We start from the raw sequence: 20622 nt of genomic DNA, 5'->3' as shown, positions 1-20622 counted from the left end.
AAAATAAGAACTAGAACCCGGGACGGACGGTGGCCCAGACCATCTTGCCGTCCCGGGTCGGTAGTGAGCCCCAGGCTGACGAGGCCGCCTGTACGGTGCGCAGCCCCTGCCCGCGTACGTAAAGAAACTCGCCGGCGCTCTGGTCGACGAGCTGGGGCAGGCGCGGTTCACAGTCGCTGACGACCAGGTGGAGGCCGTCGCCGCGGCGCACGACCATGGCCGAGAACGGTGTGGCCGCGTGTTCCATGGCGTTGGCGGCCAGTTCGCTCATGACCAGCCGGGCCGGGTAAAGCACGTCGGCCGGCATGCCCCAGGCTCCGCAGGCTTCGGTGACGAGGTTGCGGGCCAGGGCGGGGCTGTCCGGGTGGGGTTGCAGGTCGATCCGCATGCGATCGGGGCGCGGGCCGCCGACGGCCACCACCGAGCGGGCGTGGGCCAGGTCGTCGTAGATCGGCAGGAAGTACCTCGCGCCGAGCCGCCGGAGTCGTTCGGCCAGCGCGGCGCCGCGGGGCAGGCAGGCGGCGACACCGACCGCCGGTTCCATCGAGGAGCCGACCCGGGACACGGTCAGCCAGGTCGACGCACTGGTGGCCTGCGGGTCGATCACTTCGCAGAGGTCGACGATCAGGGCCGTGGGGTGTTCGCCGAGTGCCTTCTTGACGGCTATGAACGCGTCGCCGCGCAGGGGGCGGCTCCACATTCCGCGGACGGTGACGACGGTGACGGCGGTTTCGATGTCCGCTGTCACGGCCACGCTGCCGCTGCGGGCAGGGGTACGGCCGATCGCATGGCGTCCGCGCATGCCTGGCCAACGAGAGGTCTCCATGAAGGGCGACGCCTACCCACGGAAGAGATCACCATGCGCGAATACCGGCTTTTAACTCGAAAGTGGCAGCAAAGAAAAGAGAAGCGGCGCAAAGAGACGCTAAGGGAGGTCGCTGGTCTCCGGTGGCAGTAGTTCGCCCGAGATGGCCCGGTAGGGCGGCCACTCCGGCGTGGTGAGCTGGTCCACCCCGACCGGATCGGCCAGCGCCCGGTCGATCGCGGCCCGCAGCCGGTTCTGCTCCTCGGCCGGGTTCTGATACCAGGCCACCGACCAGATGCGATGCATGTGCCAGCCCAGAGCGCTCAACTCCTCGTCGCGCAGCCGGTCACGGTCGCGGGCGGACGGGATCGCCTGGTAGTCGGGCCCGTCGAACTCGATACCGATGGCGAAGACGTCCGCCGACGAGGAAGAGTCCGGGTGCAGCACGCCGAGATCGATCCAGTGCCCGGCCGCCCCGACCCGCCGCCGCACGCGATAACCCCACGACAGCAACGACGACAGCACAGCATCCTCGAACGGCGACGCGTCCTCCCGATCGGAGGCGTCACGGCCCAGCGTGGCGGCCGCACGCTCGGCGTACTCGAGGAACGCCTTGAGATGCCGCACGCTCTCGTTGCCCATGTCGGGCACATCCCCGCTGCGGATCGACGAGACCACCTCGACCCGTTCCCGGGCCCGGGTGATCGCCACGTTGAGCCGGCGCCACCCGCCGGGCCGGTTCATCGCGCCGAAGTTCGTGCTGATCTTGTCGTTCTCGTCGTAGCCGTAGCCGACCGACATGATGATCACGTCGCGGACGTCGCCCTGCACCGCCTCCAGGCTCTTGCAGAAGAAGCCGGTGAGCCGGTCGTTGTCGTCCAGGAAGTGCTCGAGGTCGGGCCGCTCGGCGAGGGCGTGCCGGACCGCGTCGTCGACCGCGTCGGCCTGGGCCACCGAGAGCGTCACCACGCCGAGGCTCTTGCCGGGGCGGGTGGCGTAGTGGTGCAGCACCCGCTCGGCCACCGCGTCCGCCTCGATCGGGTTGTCCGAGGTCGTCTGCCGCCGGTAGACGCCGTCGACCAGGAACATCTCGACGCCGTGGCCGGGTTCCTGCGGATAGCAGCGGGTCAGCCCGACCAGCCGCCCGTGGTAGTAGGCCAGGTTGGCGAAGGCGAACAGTGCCTCGTGCCGGCTGCGGTGGTGCCAGCCCAGGTGCAGCACGGGGAACGTCTCGCGGGCCAGGTCGAGGATGGACGGGTGGTCGGTGACGTCGTCCTCGACCCGGTCGTAGTAGCTGGTCGGGGGCAGCTGGCGGTCGTCGCCCGCGACCACCAGGGCGTCGCCGCGGTAGATGCAGTTGATCGCGTCGGCCGTGGTCACCTGGGACGCCTCGTCGATGATGACCATGTCGAATTCCATCTCGGGCGGCAGGTAGCGGCTCACCGCGAGCGGGCTCATCAGCAGGCACGGCTTGAGGCCCTGGACGGCGTGCCGGGCCTGGGCCAGCAGTTCCTGCACCGGCAGGTGACCGGACTGCTTGTTGCCCTCGCGCCGGATCACGCCGGGTTCGCCGGCGGCCGAGGCCGACGGGCGCCGGGCCTCGACGGCGTAGACGATGTCGGCCAGCGCGGCCGAGGTCAGCTCGTGGTCGAGCAGGCGGTAGACCTCGACCAGGTGGGTACGGTCCTCGGCCGACACCGGCTGCAGGCCCGGGTCCTCCTCGATCACCGCGTCGGCCCAGCCCCGGAACAGGGCGCGTTCCAGCACCGGCCACACCTGGTCGATGGCCGTCTCCTCCTCGGCGCAGAAGTCCAGCGCCTCGGCCAGCCCGTGTTCGACCAGCACCCGGCGGGCATCCTCGTGCCGGAACCACTCGTGCTGACCCTCGGGGTCGTGCAGCAGCTCGACCAGCAGGTCGCGGGCGTTGTCGTAGTCGCCCAGCCGCTTGTTCAGTTCGTCGTGGCGGTCGGCCGAGAACGCGGCCAGCACCTGCGTACGGGCCGTCTCCCAGCCCGCCACCGCGGCCGGCAGCCCGTCGGTCGGGTGTGCCTCCATCAGCGCGTGGGCCTGTTCGCGGGTCATCGCGGCGTCCTCGCCGGTCATCAGCCGCCGGGCCGCCACCGTCCACGCCACGACCTCGTTCATCGCCTCGTCGTCGGTCTTGGTACCGCGGTAGACCGTGCCCAGCACCGCCGAGTGCGCGGCCGCCTCGGCCCAGATGGCCGCCTCGGCGTCGGTCGCCGCCTGCCGCTGCTCGGCGATCTCCATGGCCTCGGCCAGGGTGAGGTCGCGGCCGGTGGGCACGCTGTACGACCGGATCATCTCGGCCGCCGCGTGCAGCGGGGTCATGTGCGCGCGCAGCCAGGTCACCGCGTCGGCGATCGCGCCCTCACCCAGTTCGGGTCGCGGCGCGCGGGCGGGTGCCGAGCGCAGCGTGGTGCGGAATCGGGTGAACTCGTCGCGGGCCTCGCCGACGATCCGCAGCAGCGCGCTGTTGGGCCGGGGCGCGCAGACGTGCACGGTCACCGCGGGCAGCGCGTCGGCCGGCACCTCGCGGATCACCTCGTCCGCCGTGTGCAGGGCCTCCTGCACGGCGTGGAAGTCGGTGTTCATGCCCTTCCAGTGCCGGCCCAGCAGTTCGGCGTGCTCGGTCGCGGCCTCGTCCAGTTCCTCGAGCGCGTTCTTCCAGGCGGCGGCGTCCTCGACGTTGGCCACGGCCTCGGCCGGCTTCACGTCGGGCAGGGCCGACTCGGCGGCCAGCTTCTTGTCGCGCCGATAGGGCCGCAGCAGCTTGCGCGGGCCCCGGTTCCGGGTCAGCCGGTCGGCCACCTCGGTGATCGGCTCCTCCAGCACGCCCTCGTCGAAGTGCTGACGAGCCTGAGATTCGGTTTCCCGTACGCGTTCGATCGCGAGCCGCAGCGCCCGGACCGCGACGTGCGCGGCGGCCATCCCGCCGGTCTCGAACCAGGCGGGCTCGGGCTTGTGCTCCCGGTTGATCAGGTCGGCAATCGTGATGACGCGCGCCGAGTCGGGGAACGTCACCACGTTGGGCAGGCCGAGCCGGGCGGTGACCCGGTCCAGGCTCTCCTGCCGGCTCTCCAGGCGGTCGGCCTCCTCGGCGAACTTGTTGGCCAGGTGGTCGGCCTGGGCCGCGTTGAGCGGCTTGAGGTCGATCGCCTCGGGAATCAGGTGCGACAGGTCGGGCACGTTCGCCAGTTCGTCGGCCGACGGCAGTTCGGTCCACGGGATGCCCCCGTAGCGCAGCGCGGCCAGCGAGCGGGTGAGGTCGGTGGCCGCCTTCTGCACCGGCTGGATGCTGTCGACCGTGAGCCAGTCCTCCTCGACCTTGACCGGGCGCTTGCCGGCGTGGGCCGAGAGGGCGGCCAGCCGGGCCGCGCCGGAGGGTTCGTGCAGGTCGAACGCGTCGGCCACGGGCGAGTTGGCGATCACGGTCTCGGCCAGCTTGCCGAGCGCGGTCATGGCGGTGCGCAGGCGGGCGTCCAGCGGTTCGCGGTCGATCGCGTCGCGCCACAGGTAGGTCTCGCTGCGCACCCGCCCGAGCCGGGCCACCGCGTCCCGGATCCGATAGATCGACTCGCCGGTCAGGTCGTGCGGCTGCACGCTCGCGACCGGGGCGGCCGGCACGTCGAGCAGGCGGGCGCAGATGCCCAGCACTTCGAACAGGCTGCGGCCGAGCGGCTGACGGAGGCGATTGAGGCTTTCCGCGTACGAGGTGAGCCGCTCCCGCCGTTCCCGCACCGCGCGCCGGTCGATCGGGTCCATCGTCGCCAGCGCCGCCGCGTCGGTCTCGAGCGCGGCGGCCAGCACACCGGCCACCTCGCGCCGCCCGGTCAGATCGCTGTGCAGGGCGAGCAGGTAGTTGCCGAGCCCGGCATCGGTGAGCCGGCGCTGCACGGTGTCGAGCGCGGCCGCCTTCTCCGAGACCACCAGCACCCGCTTGCCCGCGTGCAGCAGCCCGCCGACGATGTTGGCGATCGTCTGGGACTTGCCGGTGCCGGGCGCCCCGTCGAGCACGAAGCTGCGCCCGGCCACGGCGGCGGCCACGGCCACCCGCTGGGTCGCGTCGGCGTCCAGGATCAGCGGCACGTCCTCGGGCGGCGCGACCACGTCGATCCGCTCGACCGGGGTGGGCTCGAACGCGAACGCCCGGTCGGCGTCGTGGGTGGCCAGCGCGCGGACGACCGGGTGCTCGACGATGTGCGGCTCGTTCTCGAACAGGTCGTAGTACATCGCCTCGCGGTGCACGCTGAGGCAGCTCAGGGTGACCGTCTCGTCGGCGTACCAGCCGCGCCGCTCACCGATGGCCACGTCGACCTTGGCCCAGAGCACGGTGACGTCCAGCTCGGCCAGCGAGTTGATCTCGGGGATGTCGATGTCGAGCTCGCCCATCCGGACGACCAGGGCGGGGTTGACGATCGGGTCCTCGGGGCGGGCGATCAGGCGCGGACCGGCCGGGTCGATCTCGACCGGGATCAGCAGGATCGGGCTTTCGTACGGGGAACCGTCGTCGTCCGACCAGTGCAGCATGCCCAGGCCGAGGTAGAGCGGCGAGACGCCCCGGTCGAGCATCTCCTGCCGGGAGCGCCGCCAGAAGTGGTGCAGCAGGGCGCCCAGCTGCTCCTCGGCCAGCTCGGTGCGCAGCACGTGCCCGCCGGCCTCGGGGTCGTCGGTGTGGAAGGCGTAGCCGCCGCCCTCCTGCAGCACCTTCACGATGAGCTTGGGCGACGGACCGGTGATCTCGACCGAGCCCGAGGGCACCCGGGCGAAGTTGAGCAGGGGGTTGGTGCCGGTCAGGTCGACCAGGCCGGAACGCCACGTCTCCAGGGCCGACCTGACGTCGGCGCCTGGCAGCACACTCAAATCCGCTTCATGTTCCGGCCACATCCTCCAATTTCAGCAAGCCGGACGCCCGTTACGTGGGGGATTCGCCGACCTGCTAGCGGATATTTACGGCAAAAGGCGTTCCCAGGCGCTTAGACGACGGCCCCGGAGCCTCCCGGGACCGCCGTCGAGGTGCTCAGGCGGCGTGCGCGTGCTCCTCGATGTCGCGGGCGTCGTCCGGGACGTGCCGCTCGAGGGCCGCGCCCTCCACGTCGACGGCCGGCAGCCAGCCCAGCCAGCGCGGCAGCCACCAGGCCGAGCGGCCGAGCAGCGCGATCGCGGCCGGCACGGCGACCATCCGGATCACCAGCGCGTCGAACAGGATGCCGATGGCCAGCGCGAACGCGATCGGCTTGATCGTGTCGTTGCCCTCCGGCACGAAGCCGGCGAACACCGCGAACATGATCGTCGCCGCCGCCACGACCACCGGGGCCGCCTGCCGGAAACCGGTGACCACGGCGTCGCGCGGCGAGGCACCGTGGGCGTACGCCTCGTGCATCCGCGAGACGAGGAACACCTGGTAGTCCATGGCCAGCCCGAACAGGATGCCGACGATGATGATCGGCGCCAGGCTGAGCAGCGGTCCGGTCGTCTGGGCGTTGACCACGCTCGCCAGCCAGCCCCACTGGAAGACGGCGGTGGTGGCCCCGAGCGCGGCACCGATCGTGAGCAGGAAGCCGAGCACGCCGACGACCGGCACCAGCAGCGAGCGGAACACCAGCACGAGCAGCACGAAGGCCAGCCCGACGACCAGGATCAGATAGACCGGCAGCGCGTCGTCCAGCTTCTGCGACACGTCGATGCTGACCGCGGTCTGCCCGGTCACGTAGACCCGGGCGTTCGGCCCGTCGGCGACGTCGTCGCGGATCGAGTGCACGAGGTCGATCGTCGCGGTGTCCTCCGGCCCCGACTTCGGGATGATCGTGATCAGGGCGGCGTCCCCGGCCGGGCTCGGCTGCGGCTCGGCCACATAGGCGACGTCCGGCAGAGACGAGATCTTTTCCCGTACGGACGTCGCATACTGACCCGCACCCGACCCGTCGACCAGCACCAGCAGCGGACCGGCGAACCCGGGTCCGAACCGCTCGGAGATGATCCGGTCGGCCCGGTCGGCGCTGCTGCCCTCGGCCGCCCGCTGGATCAGCGTGGTCTGCATCGAGAAGAACGGGATGGCGATCACGGCCAGCGCGGCTACCGCGACAACGAGGCTGAGCACCCGCTGGTGGGTCACGAGGTGCGCCCACCCGCGATAGAAGCCTTTATCCCGTACGGGGAAAGCCGTTGGATCTTGCCGTGCGGCCTTGGGGAGCGCCCGCTTGCCGATGGCGCCCAGGAAAGCGGGCACGAGCGTGATCGCGACCAGCACGGCGACGACGATGGTGGCCGCGGCGGCCAGGCCCATCTCGGTCAGGAACGGGATGCCGGCCACGGACAGCCCGGCCAGCGCGATCACGACGGTCAGGCCGGCCGTCACGACGGCGGAGCCGGCCGTGCCGACCGAGAGCGCGACCGCCTCGGGCACCGGCAGGCCGCGACGCAGTTCCTGGCGGAACCGGGTGACAATGAACAGCGCGTAGTCGATGCCGACGGCCAGGCCCAGCATGATCGCGAGGATCGGGGTGGTCGCCTGCAACTCGGTGAAGCCGCTGAGCGTGGTGATGCCGAGCGCGCCGATGGCCACGCCGATCAGGGCGGTCAGCAGGTTCATGCCGGCCAGGACGAGCCCGCCGTAGGTCACCGCGAGCACGACCAGCGCCACCACGACACCGATGATCTCGCCGGCACCACCGATGTCGGCGCCCGACTCCTGGGTCGCCTCGCCGCGCGCCTCGACGGTCAGGTCCTGGTTTCGCGACTGGTCGACGACGGCGGTGAGAGCGTCACGTTCCTCGGCGGTGATCTGCTCGGCCGTGACGCCGTAGGTGACCGTGCTGTACGCGGCAGTCTGGTCCTGCGACACGGTCGGGGCCTGCGCGTCGAACGGGTCGGAGGCCGCGACCACGCCGGGCAGCTTCTGCAGCTTGGCCACGACCTGGGCGACCTGCCCGGCGGCGGCCTGGTCGGTGATCTTGCCGTTCGGCGCCTCCATCACGACCTGGGCCGTGGCGCCGGTCGACGTGCCACCGAAGCGCTTCTCCATCAGGTCGAGCGCGGTGGTCGACTCCTGCCCCGGAATCGAGAAGGTGTTGACCATGGTGCCGGACAGCGTGGCGGCGCCGGCGCCGAGCGCGATCAGGGCCACCAGCCAGGCGACCATGACGATGGCCTTATGGCGTACGGCGCCCAGTCCTAGGCGATGCAACAACGTGGCCATGTGCGTGTTCCCTTGCTTGGAGGGGCCGTGCCTTACCTGTCGTGCCTTGCTTGTCCTGCCTTTACTCGGTGTGGCCTGCCGGTGCAGCCGCGTTTCGGCGTCCGTGGCCGAGCGCGTCGTAGCTGACGTCGATGAGGTCGTCGACGGTCACAGCGAGTGGCTTCTCGCGCAGCGTGACCCCGACGACCGCCAGCGCACCCAGGGCGCCGATCACCCGCACCGCGCGTACAGGATCGGTCTCGGGGTCGGCCGCGAAGCATTCGAAGATCACCTCGCCGATCGCCTCGAGCGAGCATCCGAGATCGCTCTCCTGCTCGCTGGCCAGGCCGCTGAGCAGCAGCGACACCGTGCCGCGGCCCTCCATGGCCAGGCGGGCGATGCCGGTGACGGCCGCGTGGTCACGCTCCGGGCCGGGGGCCAGATCACGCACCGCGTCGGCGACCACGCGGATGTCACGCAGAGCCTTGTCGACCACCGCCTGCTGCAGGGCCTCCTTGGTCGGATAGCGGTGCAGCAGCCCGGTCTTGGAATAGCCGACGGCGTCCGCGATGCGCTGGATCGACGTCTCCTTGAAGCCGTGCCGCGCGAACAGCGTGGCCGCGGTCTCCAGGATGTCGTCGTCGATCTGTTGCTTCGTCGGGCGCGGCATGCGGACCACCTTAGTCGGATAGGGACCAAGGTGGTCCGTTACCGACCGTGGCGGTCCTCACAGTTCTTCTGGGGCGCATCTCCCCAGTTCACCGCATGCAAAACGGCCGGTTACGGGTTTCCCCGCAACCGGCCGCTCTGCTCCTCGTCAGCGTGTGACTTGGGAGACTGCTGTTGTCAGCGTTAGCTCAGTTCTCAGCGCGTGACCTCGGTGACCCAGGACGCGAGGTTGTCGACCCGGGCCGCGCTCTCGATGCTCTCGTGCGGGCAGGACGGGCCGTTGCTCACGACCGCGACCAGGGCCGGCGCCTTCTTCTTCCGCTCGACGAAGAAGGGGCCACCCGAGTCGTACGGGCAGGGGGTGGTGTCGGCCTGCGGCGAGTTGCCCCGCATCTGGGTGACCGTGTCGGTGAGCCCGACGACCTCCATCTTCCCGGTCCGCAGCCAGGTCACCGGCGCCGGGTTCACGCTGGTGGTCGACCCGTAACCGGTGAGCCGGACGATGTCGCCGGCTTCGGGGGCGGTGCGGGCGACCCGGATCGGGCGGACGTCGCGCACCGGCTCGGCCAGCTTGGCCAGCGACACGTCGGCCGTGGCGGACTGGCGGACCGCCACGATCTCGAGCTCGTGCCCCTTGCTGGTGTCGGTCAGATCGGTGCGGCCGATGGTGGCGATCGTCGAGTCGGCGACCGGACGTTCCACCCGTACGCCGTTGGCGTCCCGGAAGCAGTGACCGGCCGTGATCACCCACTGCGGCGCCACCAGCGCCCCCGAACACGCGCTGTTGCGCTTGCCGCCGTCGGCCGTCGGGATACCTGTCATGGTCAGCTTGACCGAGAAGGCGTATCGGCCCGGCTTGACCTGTTCACCGTTGGCGATCGCGTTCGCCGGGCCCGCGGACCCGAGGAGCACGACCGCCGCGGCGCCGATCGCGGCGAGAATCGATCTCTTTCTCTGTCTCATGGGGAGCAACTTAGCGAGAGAGATCAAGGGTCGCGAATCGGGGAAGACCCGGGGGAATCCCTGAGAGTCGCGGCCGGATTTGCTGCTTTCGCGGCTTTGGCAGGTGCGGGACGTCGCCTTTCCGACTCCCCCGGACCCGTCGCCCGGTCGGGGTCGGACCGGGGTTCCGCCCGGATGTTCCCCGCTTCGTACCTGCCTAGGTTCAGCTTCGACACAGGTTCGCAAAGGCACACCGCACGTCGGTCGTCCGGCTACGCGGTGGAACAGGTCGGGGGGATTCGCAGATGGGCAGGCGGCCGGTGACGGTTCGGATGGCGCGGTGGAGCGCCGAGCATCCATGGCGCGCGATCGCGCTCTGGGTGGTGTTCGTGGCGGTGTGCTTCGTGGGCGGCAACGCGGCCGGGCTCAAGGAGGCGACCGCCCAGGACGACGCGATCGGCGAGGCCGGCCGGGCCTACGTGATGATCGACAACGGCGGGTTCGCCGACGAGCCGGCCGTCGACAATGTGCTGATCACCGCCCGTACGGGAAAACTTGATGTTGCCGCCGGTGAGAAAGCGGCCGCCGACGCCACCGCGAAACTGCGCTCGGTCACCGGCGTGGCCGAGGTGGGCCAGCCGATCCCGGCCAACGACGGATCGGCGCTGCTCGTGCCGATCACCATGAGCGGCGACCCGGACACCGCCTCCGACCGCGTCGAGCCGTTGCGCGCGGCCACCGCGTCGGTGCAGCAGGCCCACCCCGATCTGCGGATCGAGCAGGTCGGCGGTCCGTCGATCGGCAAGGCCCTCGACGACACGCTGGGCGACGACTTCACCCGAGCCGAGATCCTCAGCCTGCCGGTCACCCTCGCGATCCTGATCCTGGTCTTCGGGGCGCTCATCGCGGCCGGCGTGCCGCTGCTGCTGGCGCTGTCGTCGGTGACCGCGGCCATGGGTCTCTCCACATTGGCCTCACACCTGGTGCCGTCGACCGACGTGACCGCCAGTGTCATCCTGCTCATCGGCATGGCGGTGGGTGTCGACTACTCGCTGTTCTATGTGCGCCGGGAACGCGAGGAGAGAGCCAAGGGCCGCGGTCACGTCGACGCGGTCGAGATCGCGGCCGAGACCTCCGGGCACGCCGTCGTGGTCAGCGGCACCGCCGTCGTCATCGCCATGGCCGGCCTGTTCCTGGCCGGCGACTCCACGTTCTCGTCGCTCGCCGTCGGCTCGATCCTGGTCGTCGCGGTGGCCGTGCTCGGCTCGCTGACCGTGCTGCCCGCTCTGCTGGCCAAGCTGGGCCGCTGGGTCGACCGGCCGCGCGTGCCGTTCCTCTGGCGGCTGTCCGCCCGCTCCTCGGGCGGCTCGTTCTGGCGGCGCGTCCTGCACCCGGCGCTGCGCTGGCCCGCCGCCACGCTGGTGGTCTCGGTGCTCGCGCTGCTGGCGCTGGCCGCTCCGGCCCTGGGCATGAACCTCAAGTTCCCCGGTACGGAGGATCTGCCGCGCACCACTCCGGCCATGCAGGCGTACGACCGGTTGACCGCCTCGTACCCCAGCAACGGGACCAACCATCTCGTCGCCGTGACAGCACCCGCCTCCGCTGCCTCGTCGGTGCACACCGCGCTGGAGAAGCTCGCCCGGAGCACCGAGGGCGACCCGCTGTTCGCACCGCTCGAGCAGGACGGGCCGGACATCGAGGTCTCCCCCGACAAGACCGTCTCGGTGCTGCACGTGGCGACGCCATTCTCCTCGCGGAGTGACTCGGCCACCGACTCGCTGCACCGGCTACGCAGTGACCTGGTGCCGGCCGCGCTCGGCGGGGTGGCCGGGGTGTCGTACGCGGTGGGCGGCGACGTGGCCAACAACGAGGACTACGCCAAGCACATCTGGCGGACGCTCCCCATCGTGGCCGGTGTCGTGCTGCTGCTGACGTTCCTGATGATGGCGCGGACGTTCCGCTCGGTCGTCGTGGCCCTGACCTCGATCCTGCTCAACCTGCTCTCGGTCAGCGCCGCGTACGGCCTGCTCGTGCTGGTCTTCCAGGGCAGCTGGGCGCCCGATCTGCTCAACTTCACCTCGATGGACGCCATCGTCAGCTGGCTGCCGCTGTTCCTGTTCGTGGTGTTGTTCGGCCTGTCGATGGACTACCACGTCTTCGTGGTGTCCCGGATCCGCGAGGCGGTGCAACGCGGCATGCCGACCCGCGAGGCCGTCGCCGAGGGCATCACCGGTTCGGCCGGCACGGTGAGCAGCGCGGCCCTGGTGATGGTGGCGGTGTTCTCCATCTTCGCCACGCTGTCCACCATCGACATGAAGCAGCTCGGCATCGGCCTGGCGGCGGCGATCCTGCTGGACGCCACCATCATCCGAGCGGTGGTGCTGCCGTCGGCGATGACGTTGCTGGGCCGGGCCAACTGGTGGGCGCCGCGCTTCATGCGCCCGCGCGGCCGCCACGCCGCCACCGCGGTCGTCACTCCCCCGGCGCCCTCGCCGTCACCGGAGCTCGCCGGCCGTCGCTGACGAGGAGGCCCCCGGCGATGTCGCCGGGGGCCTCGCTCGCTCCGGCCTTTCGCGTGCTGCGCGGAGTGCGGGGTCAGCGGGTCCAGAAGTCGTGGGCCTCGCGGCCGGGGCGGAAGCCGTGCGCCTCGACCATGTGGGCGGCCTCGCGGAAGCCCCCGCCCACCGCCGCCGGCAGGTGGGCGTCGCTGCCGAAGGACACCGTGCGACCGCCCTCCTCGCGCCACCAGGCCACGATCTGCGGGTGCAACGGCAGGCGGGTGTTGACCTCCAGCGTGCGCCCGCCGTCGGCCAGGCAGCGCAGCGCGTGCCGGAACTCCGGCTCGAAGTCGCCCGGCTCGAACGGCGCGGCGTCGGCCGGCCAGAACCGGATCGGATAGTCGATGTGCGCGAACACCTCGAACGCGTCGCTCGCGGCCACCACCACCGGCACCTCGGCCAGATATTGCCGGACCACCTCGTCCGGTTTGCCGGTCTCGAGCAGTACGGGCGGCCCGGTGTGCCCGTCGTCCACCGGCAGGCAGTGCAGTGACCCGAGCAGACGGTCGAACGGTCCCGCCTTCAGCAGTTCGGCGACGGCATCCGGGTTGAGGTGCGGCTCCCCGATCTCGAGCCCGCTCAGAATGCGCAACCCCGGGAACCGCCCGCGGCACTCCTCGATCGCCGCCAGGTAGCCCGCGGCGTCGAATCGCGGCGGCCGCACCACCAGGTCGTCCCCGGTGTACGGGGCCTGGTGCGGGCTGGTGACCAACGACGCCGGGGTGGTGATCCAGTGGTTGAAGTCGAGGTGCTCGGTGAACGCCACCGCCGGCAGCCCGATCTCGACCGCCCGGGCGCACGTGCCCACCATGTCTCCGGCCGACGTGTCCCATGACCACTCGCTGTGCACGTGGCTGTCGCCCGGCAATGTCTCCAGCATGTCCACCCTCTCGTCGGCGCCACGCTAGCCAGCGCGACATGCCCACCCGGAGACAGACACCCGACAAGCAGGCGAACAGTGCCCCCACAGCACCGGTCACATGATCGTTTCACGCCACCCGGCCGCCGCGCTGTGGTCGCCACCACCAGCGCGCTTTCGTCATCGGGTCCAGAAGTCGGGGGGCTCGCGGCCGGCGCGGAAGCCGTGCGATTCGACCATGGCGGCCGCCTCCCGGAAGCCGTCGGCCAGACCGCCTCACCCCCTTCCTCCCGCCATCAGCGCACGGTCTCGGGGTGCAGCGGCACACAGCCCGTGCTGCGACCCGAGCACCCGATCGAACCGCCCCGCGCCCAGAACCTCCGCGATCTCGGCGGGATGCAGGTGCGGCTCCCCGATCTCGAGACCACTGAGGATCCGTACCCCGGGAAAGCTTTTCCGGCACCGCTCGATCGCCGCCAGACAGCCCGCGGCATCGAAGGCCGGCGCCGTCACGCGCCCCCCGGGCGTCGCGGACTCTCCTCGAGCGTCGTCCGATCGGCGGTCCAGACGACGTGGTCGAGATGCTCGGTGAACGCCACCGCCGGCAGCCCGACCGCCACCGCACGGGCGCAGGTGCCCGCCATGTCCCCGAAAGCCGCGTCCCACGACCATTCGCTGTGCACATGACTGTCGACGGGCAGTCCCACGCCCTCACCGTAACGGCGTCGTACGGGTCAGCACTTCTTCCAGGCGACGTGGTAGACGGTGTCGAGGTTGCCGTCGGTCGAGTCCATGGTCAGCATGCTGGTGGTCTTCCTGGTGTTCGACCAGCCGGCGTTGACCCGCAGCTCGGTGTTGACGTTGAGGTTGCGCTGTTCGCCGCAGGGCAGGAAGGCCAGCGAGCCGATGCCGATGGTGTCGGTGCGCTGCCAGTCGCTGTCGAGCGGGCCGGAGAAGTTGTGCTTGCTCTTGGCGGTCTGCCGGTCGCCCTGGAAGTAGTAGAACGACGTCTGGGTCGCCGACGCGCCCCGCTCCAGACGGGCGAATCCGCGGTAGTCGGTGCTGGCAATGGCGTAGGTGAAGCCCTGCGGCACGTGCACGTTCAGCCCGAGCTGGCAGTTCTTCCGGAAGTCGAGCGGTGTCGCGCCCACGCCGACCTGCGCCGTGAACGCGCTGTAGGTGACGGTGAAAGCCTTGCTGTCCGGCGACACGCTCACGTCGGCGGTGCCCCACGGACAGCCGGAACCGTTGGCAGTAACCACGTCGATGACCATGTCGTCACTCGGACCCGGGGCCGGGGCCGCGTGCGCGGGCGACGAGGTGAGCAGAGCCGCGAAAGCGCTGGCGCCGACGGCGAAAGCCTTGAACATGGTGAGCCCCATCTGTGCTGATAAATGTGGTGCGGATTGACTCGCATAACGTATATATCGCCCAAATCACCGACGGTTCATTACCGAGAATGCGACTCCGTCGAGCCTCGTTTAGGCCCGAGCGGCGGAGGACCCACCGGCCGATCGGACAGCCCCACCGGCGAACCGGCCGACCGCCGTCGAGGACGCCTTTAATACCTTGACGCTTATGTAACAGGGTCGGTACGTTCGAAGCATGGAAGCAGCCATGCACGCGCTGGCCGATCCGCACCGGCGAGCCATCGTGGAGCGGCTGGCCCGGGGCCCGGCCCCGGCCGGCGAGCTCGACGCGATGCTGCCGATCGCCCGCCCCGGCGTGTCCCGGCACCTGCGGGTGCTGCGCGAGGCCGGACTCGTCGAGGTCCGGCGGGACGCCCAGCGCCGGGTCTACAGCCTGCGACCCGAGCCGCTGGCCGAGATCGACGACTGGCTGGCCGGCTACCGCGCGCTGTGGCAGCACCAGCTGGACGCCCTGCACACCGAGATCGCCCGAGGCAAGCGCGAGCGAAGGAGCACCTGATGACCATCCTGGGAACGCTGCGATCAACCGGCGACAGCGGCGTCGTCCGGATCGAGGATCGCTATGACACCGACGCCGGCGACCTGTGGTCGGCGGTCACCGACCCGGATCGGCTGGCCCGCTGGTGGGGCAAGGTCGACGGCGATCTGCGCCCGGGTGGCGGGATCACCCTGTTCGTCGAGTCGGCCCAGCTGACCAGCACGGGCCGGGTCGAGATCTGCGAGCCGCCGCGCCACCTGCGGGTGAGCAGCCGCGAGACGGACGAGAGCTGGGCCGGCAGCGCGCCGGGTGCTCCCCCGCCGTTCGACTCGGTCATCGACGTCACCCTGACCCCCGACGGCGACCACACCATCCTGGTCATCGAGGTCACCGGCCTGCCCCTGTCCAAGATCGCCGGGTACGGGGCCGGGTGGCAGATGCACGCGGAAAACCTCGCCACCTACGTGACCGGCCACGACAACCACAGCGGTGCGGAGAAGCGATGGGCGGAACTGCTTCCCCCGTACGAGGAAATCGCGTCCCGGATTTTCAGACGCGGTTGACCGTGTAGTGCACGTGGAGCACCCGGTCGCCCTGCACCACGAGGTCCGGATCGCCCAGCAGGACCGTGCCGGCGTGGTGGCCGAAGAACCGCTTTCCCTCGCCCATGACCACCGGGGCCACGTCCATGGCCACTTCGTCGACCAGCCCGGCCGAGAACGCCTGTCCGCCGACGTCGCCCGCAGTCACGCAGACCAGGCCGTCACCGGCGATCTTCTTGGCCAGCGCGATGCCCGCCTCGACCGAGTCGGCGGTGTGGAACGGGGCGTCGGGAAACCGGGCCAGCCAGTCCGCGGGCAGCGGCCGGTGGGTGACGACGACGAGTTCCTCGCCGGCGGCCGGGATGCCCGACCAGCCGTCGGTGGTGTCGAACAGCTGCCGGCCGATCACGGTGACCTTGATCGCGTCCCAGAACGGCTTCAGATAGTCGGCCGAGGCCCGGCTGACGGTGAACGACCAGTTCGCGTTGGCATGGACGGTGACGTCACCGTTGCCGTACCAGTCGAACAGCGGCCCGACCGAGTCGTCGGCGTAGGCGATGTAGCCGTCCACCGAAACCACAGCCTGCATGACAACTCTGGCCATCTGCACACGCTCCTCGTCCCGTCGGCTGCGAGCCCAACGCTACCGCGCTTTGTTCGATGATTCCTGGTCGGCGGAGTGGCCCGCCGCTGTTTCGCGGCGGGCCACCACCTGCGGCTATCTCTTGCGACCGGCCGTGCGCCGGCGCCGGAAGCGCCGCCGTGCCACGACCGCCGCGACGGCGAACGAGAGCAGGGCGGTCAGCAGCTTGAGCACGGAAGTCAGGTAGCCGAGCCAGTCCATCAGCACCGGGATCCAGGTAGCCATGTCGTCCTCCTGAGGAAGGTTCCTGCGGGTGCCCCTCATCAGGCCTGTCTCGATCGGTGTCTTCCAGCACTCCGGCCAGGCCCGGCCGAACCCAGCCGGAACGACGCCATGATCGGACACCATGCCCACGTCGGACAGACAAGCCTGGTGGGCCGTTCGGACAGTTCGGACAGTCGTCAGACACCCCCGCTGAGCTGTGTCGTTAGGCTCCCGGACGCCTCTCGGACAATCTCGGACAGCGAGCGGGGACAGTGACGACGCAGCACCAACCGGCCGGTCCCGACCCGGACGCCGTACGCACTCGCGATGACCTCGCGAAGTGTCTGACGACGCTGCACGTCTACTCGGGCAAACGGTCCTATCGGGATCTGGAGCGCTGGGTCGCCACGCAGCGGGCGGCCGGACGCGACGATCTGCGGCTCACCCGGAGCAGCGTCTCCGAGGCACTGACCGGCAAGCGGCTGCCGACCAGGGAGTTCGTCCGCACGTTCATCGAGGCCTGCGAGGTCGCCCCGGAGGAGTACGCGCGCTGGACAAATGCGTGGGCTCGAGTCGCCGACGACGTTCAGCGCAGCCGCCGGAAGGACCCGGCGGTCGCGGCTGTCCCGGCCGCCACCGAGTCCGGCTCCACCGCCCCGGCGCCGGCCGTACCTTCGCAGGCCGGCCCGACCGCGGCCGCCCGCGAACCCGAGACGGCGGAACCCTCGGCCGCAACCCGCGAGGTCGTCACCGTTCATGGCAGCGTCGTCGCGGCACCGTCCGGCTCGGCCCGCGAGGTCGCCACCGCCGGACCGCCTGGACCGCCCGGCCCGGCCCGCGAGGTCGCCACCGCCGGACCGCCCGGCGTACGTGACATCAGCCGCCTCATGCAGTGGTTGTCGGGGGCCGATCCCCGGATCCTGGCCGCCTGCCCTCGGGACCGGCCACGATTCGTCGGCCTGGGCGGAACCGTCCTGACGACCGCGGCCCTGGCCGCCGTGTCGGTGGTGTTCACGGCCTCGGTCGCCCTCGGAACGTCGATCTGGCTGGCTCTGGCCATCGGGCTCGGCTGGGGTCTCGTGATCATGAATACCGACCGCTGGATGGTCGTCATCTCCCACCGCCGGGATCGGCTGTGGCAGAACCTGGCCACGGTCCTTCCTCGCCTGGTCATCTCCGTGCTGCTGGGAGTGACGATCTCGACGCCGCTCGTGCTCTGGTTCTTCAACAGCGAGATCGAGTCGCAGCTCGTCTGGACGCAGGCCGAGAAACAGACGTCCTTCGTCAACCAACTCCGCCAGGAAGACGGCCGGTACCGGCAGATCCCCCAGCTGGAGAAGCAGGTGAACGACCTGCAAAAGGTCGCCTACGGACCCGCGACCACCCAGGACGCCGTCAGCCGGAAGATGGCCGCGAAGACTCAGCTCGACCAGGCCAATCAGACGCTGGCCCTGCTGCGCGCGCAGTTGAGGCAGCAGGAGGCCGCCTATGCCAAGGCATCCGCGGCCGACGCCGGCATTCTGGCCCGGATCAACGCCCTCAACCAGCTGACGTCGTCCAACCCGGCGCTCGCCTCCGCGTACTACGTGCTGACGATCCTGCTGACCCTCATCGACGTGCTGCCGGTGCTGGTCAAGTTCTTGATGAACATCGGCCCGCCCACCCTCTACGACCGCTTGGTCGCGCGGGCCGACCAGGACGACGCCGAGTCGATGCTGTCCCGCCCCCGCGCTTCCACGGCCTGACGTTCCGGTCGCCGCCACGGCAGGCGTGCTCCCCGTTCGGCCCGCCCACCCTCTACGACCGCCTGGTCGCGCGGGCGGACCAGGACGACGCCGAGTCGATGCTGTCCCGCCCCCGCACATCCACGGCCTGACGTTCCGGTCGCCGCCACGGCAAGCGTGCTCCCCGGTGAGGCCACAGTGCACGGTGCCGGAGCTCAGCGGCGGCCACGAAAGCCGGACCGTCAGCCGGAGGCCGCCGGCGCCGAGTCCGCCGGGGCTGAGGCCGCTGGGGCCGAGTCGACGGTCGCCGCGGCTGGGTGTGGGAGGCCCGGGGCCGGCTGGCTGCCCGGGGCCTCGCCGCGGGCTACAGCGCCCGGCGCCTCGGACGGGTCGATGCCCGCGGCGGCGTAGGCGTCCGCCTCGTCGAGGGTCTCCGTCTCGAGCAGGCGGTGGGCCAGGCTGTCGAGCTGGGGCCGGTGCGAGCGCAACAGCGACAGCGCCTCGGCGTAGCAGGCCTCGACGATCTTGCGGACCTCGGCGTCGATCAGTTCCTTGGTCGCGGGGGCCACGCCGTCGAGGCCGAGCGGGGACTCCTGGCCGGGCGGCGGCAGCACGGTGACCGGGCCGATCGCGTCGGACATGCCCCAGCGGCCGACCATCTGGCGGGCGATGTTGCTCACCTGGTCGAGGTCGCTCTCGGCGCCGGTGGTCATGTCGCCGTAGACGACCTCTTCGGCCGCGCGCCCACCCAGCGCGCCGATGATGCGGCCGCGCAGATACTTCGCCGAGTAGCCGTAACGGTCGGTCGACGGGCTCTGGAACGTGACGCCCAGGGCCTGACCACGCGGGATGATCGAGATCTTGCGGACCGGGTCGGCGCCGGGGGTGAGCATGCCGAGCAGGGCGTGCCCCGACTCGTGGAACGCCGTTCGCTCCTTCTCGTCGGCGGTCAGCATGATGCCGCGTACGGTGCCCAGCACGATCTTTTCCAGGGCGTCGGTGAAGTCCGGATTCTGCACCGTGTCGTGCCCGCGGCGAGCGGCCAGCAGCGCGGCCTCGTTCACCAGGTTTTTCAGGTCGGCGCCGACCATGCCGGCGGTGGACGCGGCGAGCCCGTCGAGGTCGACGCCCCCGGCCACCGGGACGCCGCGCGTGTGCACGGCCAGGATCGCGCGGCGGCCGGCCCGGTCGGGCGGGCTCACCACGACACGCCGGTCGAAGCGGCCCGGCCGCAGCAGGGCGGCGTCGAGGATCTCGGCCCGGTTGGTCGCGGCCAGCACGACCACGCCCTCGGCCCCGGTGAAACCGTCCATCTCGGTCAAGATCTGATTCAGCGTCTGCTCGCGCTCGTCGTTGCCGCCGAGCGACTGGGCGCTGCCCCGGGACCGGCCGATGGCATCCAGCTCGTCGATGAAGATGATCGACGGCGCCACCTTTTTCGCCTGGTCGAACAGGTCACGCACCCGGCTCGCGCCGACCCCCACGATGGCCTCGATGAACTCGGACGCCGAGATCGAGAAGAACGGCACCCGCGCCTCGCCGGCCACCGCCCGGGCCAGCAGCGTCTTGCCCGTGCCGGGCGGGCCGGAGAGCAGCACGCCGTGCGGGATCTGGGCGCCGAGCTTGCGATATTTGCCCGGCTCACGCAGGAAGTCGACGATCTCGGTGACCTCCTGCTCCACGGTCTCGATGCCCGCGACATCGGCGAACGTCGTCCGTGGGCCGGCCTCGGGCTGATAGAGCTTGGCCCGCGACCGCCCGAACGAACCGAGCGCACCGCCGGCCCCGCCCGCCATCCGCCGGCTGATCCAGATGAACAGCGCGACCAGCAGGATCGTCGGCCCGAACCCGATCAGCAGCTGCTGCCAGATCGGCCGGGGCGCGTCGGGCGAGTTCGCGTTCACCGGCACGTCGTTGGACTGCAACGAGGCGAACAGGTTGTCTTCGGCGAACGACGGCCGCTGCGTGGTGAACCGCTGCACCTGCTCGGACTTCGTCTCGCCGGTCGGCGTGTAGGCCGCCTCGGCCTTGAACGAGCCCTCGATGGTGTCGGCGGTCGAGGTGATCTCGGCGACGTTGTTCGCCTGCACCTGACTCAGGAAGAACGTGTAGGACACCGACGTGCGCTCGGGCGGCGCCAGGAAGAACGACGAGATGATCCAGTTGAGCGCGAGCAGCACGACCAGCATGCCGCCGAAGCGCAGCCAGGACGAACGCGGCCGCTTCGGGCCACCGGGAGTCGCGCCGGGTGGCGCACCCTCCACCTTCCACGGGTGGGGACGCTCCGGCGACTGCGAGTTCGGCGCTTCGGCCATGTCGGGAAAGCTACTCCGGCCGTACGACAGAAATGCCCCCGCGTGACGCGCGCGACTCATACCAAAATCAAACCCGTTTCCCCGTACGCGCTGACGTGCGCCCGGCCGCACAAAGACGCGATCGCCGTACGTGCTGATGTGTGCCCCGCGCCGTACCTGTCTGATGTGCGCCCCGCGCCGTACGTCGGTCAGATGCGTTCGCCGTACCGACTTACGCCCCACGCGAAGACGCGCGCCCGGGTGGGGGTCCGGGCGCGC

The 20622-nt window shown here is 70.6% G+C and carries 15 protein-coding genes; 4 read left to right on the top strand and 11 right to left on the bottom strand.

The genetic code is table 11. The features are described from left to right. Nucleotides 1-10: 10 nt before the first annotated feature. The 5 genes from KOI35_RS33240 to KOI35_RS33220 form a co-directional block, all read right to left on the bottom strand. On the bottom strand, nt 11-748 hold the full coding sequence (locus KOI35_RS33240; protein WP_215792650.1) for an ATP-binding protein: 738 nt from the start codon (nt 746-748) through the stop codon (nt 11-13). Nucleotides 749-925: 177 nt separating this feature from the next. Beyond that, the gene (locus KOI35_RS33235; RefSeq protein ID WP_308121273.1) at nt 926-5680 is read right to left on the bottom strand and encodes a PDDEXK-like endonuclease domain-containing protein; all 4755 of its coding nucleotides are present in this window, start codon (nt 5678-5680) and stop codon (nt 926-928) included. A 163-nt stretch (nt 5681-5843) separates the two neighbouring features. Next, a complete protein-coding gene (locus tag KOI35_RS33230; protein ID WP_215792648.1) occupies nt 5844-8021 on the bottom strand; it encodes an MMPL family transporter in 2178 nt (725 codons plus the stop codon). 61 nt (nt 8022-8082) lie between these two features. Beyond that, on the bottom strand, nt 8083-8670 hold the full coding sequence (locus KOI35_RS33225) for a TetR/AcrR family transcriptional regulator (protein WP_215792647.1): 588 nt from the start codon (nt 8668-8670) through the stop codon (nt 8083-8085). Between the two features lie 194 nt (nt 8671-8864). After that, nucleotides 8865-9632, bottom strand: coding sequence for a S1 family peptidase (locus KOI35_RS33220; RefSeq protein ID WP_215792646.1), 768 nt, complete (start codon nt 9630-9632; stop codon nt 8865-8867). 299 nt (nt 9633-9931) lie between these two features. Between KOI35_RS33220 and KOI35_RS33215 the strand changes: the two genes are divergently transcribed. Continuing rightward, entirely contained in the window at nt 9932-12133 is a 2202-nt protein-coding gene (locus KOI35_RS33215; RefSeq protein WP_308121252.1) for an MMPL family transporter, read from the top strand. Nucleotides 12134-12206: 73 nt separating this feature from the next. On the opposite strand, the gene KOI35_RS33210 is transcribed toward KOI35_RS33215, so the two are convergent. The 3 genes from KOI35_RS33210 to KOI35_RS33200 all read right to left on the bottom strand — a co-directional run bounded on the left by KOI35_RS33210 (nt 12207) and on the right by KOI35_RS33200 (nt 14398). Then, nucleotides 12207-13049, bottom strand: a complete 843-nt coding sequence (locus KOI35_RS33210; protein WP_215792644.1) for a PHP domain-containing protein — start codon at nt 13047-13049, stop codon at nt 12207-12209. A gap of 488 nt (nt 13050-13537) precedes the next feature. Continuing rightward, nucleotides 13538-13735 (bottom strand): PHP domain-containing protein, encoded by a 198-nt coding sequence (locus KOI35_RS47840; protein WP_246614155.1) that lies wholly within the window; start codon nt 13733-13735, stop codon nt 13538-13540. Between the two features lie 27 nt (nt 13736-13762). Next, a complete protein-coding gene (locus KOI35_RS33200; RefSeq protein ID WP_215792643.1) occupies nt 13763-14398 on the bottom strand; it encodes a DUF4360 domain-containing protein in 636 nt (211 codons plus the stop codon). A gap of 235 nt (nt 14399-14633) precedes the next feature. Here KOI35_RS33200 and KOI35_RS33195 point away from each other — a divergent pair, with 235 nt between their 5' ends. Both KOI35_RS33195 and KOI35_RS33190 read left to right on the top strand, forming a co-directional pair. Further along, entirely contained in the window at nt 14634-14957 is a 324-nt protein-coding gene (locus KOI35_RS33195; RefSeq protein WP_215792642.1) for an ArsR/SmtB family transcription factor, read from the top strand. Continuing rightward, the gene (locus KOI35_RS33190; protein ID WP_215792641.1) at nt 14957-15499 is read left to right on the top strand and encodes an SRPBCC domain-containing protein; all 543 of its coding nucleotides are present in this window, start codon (nt 14957-14959) and stop codon (nt 15497-15499) included. The genes KOI35_RS33195 and KOI35_RS33190 overlap by 1 nt, the downstream gene beginning before the upstream one ends. Here the strand turns inward: KOI35_RS33190 and KOI35_RS33185 are convergent. Together KOI35_RS33185 and KOI35_RS33180 are read right to left on the bottom strand one after the other, a co-directional pair. After that, nucleotides 15486-16082 (bottom strand): dihydrofolate reductase family protein, encoded by a 597-nt coding sequence (locus KOI35_RS33185; protein ID WP_215792640.1) that lies wholly within the window; start codon nt 16080-16082, stop codon nt 15486-15488. The two genes, KOI35_RS33190 and KOI35_RS33185, sit on opposite strands and share 14 nt — an antisense overlap. 114 nt (nt 16083-16196) lie before the next feature. Continuing rightward, complete coding sequence (locus KOI35_RS33180) at nt 16197-16346, bottom strand: hypothetical protein (protein WP_215792639.1); 150 nt, start codon at nt 16344-16346, stop codon at nt 16197-16199. Nucleotides 16347-16597: 251 nt separating this feature from the next. Between KOI35_RS33180 and KOI35_RS49100 the strand changes: the two genes are divergently transcribed. Continuing rightward, nucleotides 16598-18070, top strand: a complete 1473-nt coding sequence (locus tag KOI35_RS49100; protein ID WP_215792638.1) for a DUF4407 domain-containing protein — start codon at nt 16598-16600, stop codon at nt 18068-18070. Between the two features lie 221 nt (nt 18071-18291). Here the strand turns inward: KOI35_RS49100 and ftsH are convergent, their stop codons facing one another. Further along, on the bottom strand, nt 18292-20364 hold the full coding sequence (gene ftsH / locus KOI35_RS33170) for an ATP-dependent zinc metalloprotease FtsH (protein ID WP_246614154.1): 2073 nt from the start codon (nt 20362-20364) through the stop codon (nt 18292-18294). Between the last annotated feature and the right edge of the window lie 258 nt (nt 20365-20622).

The organism is Paractinoplanes bogorensis (assembly GCF_018829635.1).
GTDB classification, from domain to species: Bacteria; Actinomycetota; Actinomycetes; order Mycobacteriales; family Micromonosporaceae; genus Actinoplanes; species Actinoplanes bogorensis.
The sequence above is the reverse complement of the archived record's forward strand: the minus strand, read 5'-3'. Positions and strand labels throughout refer to the sequence as shown.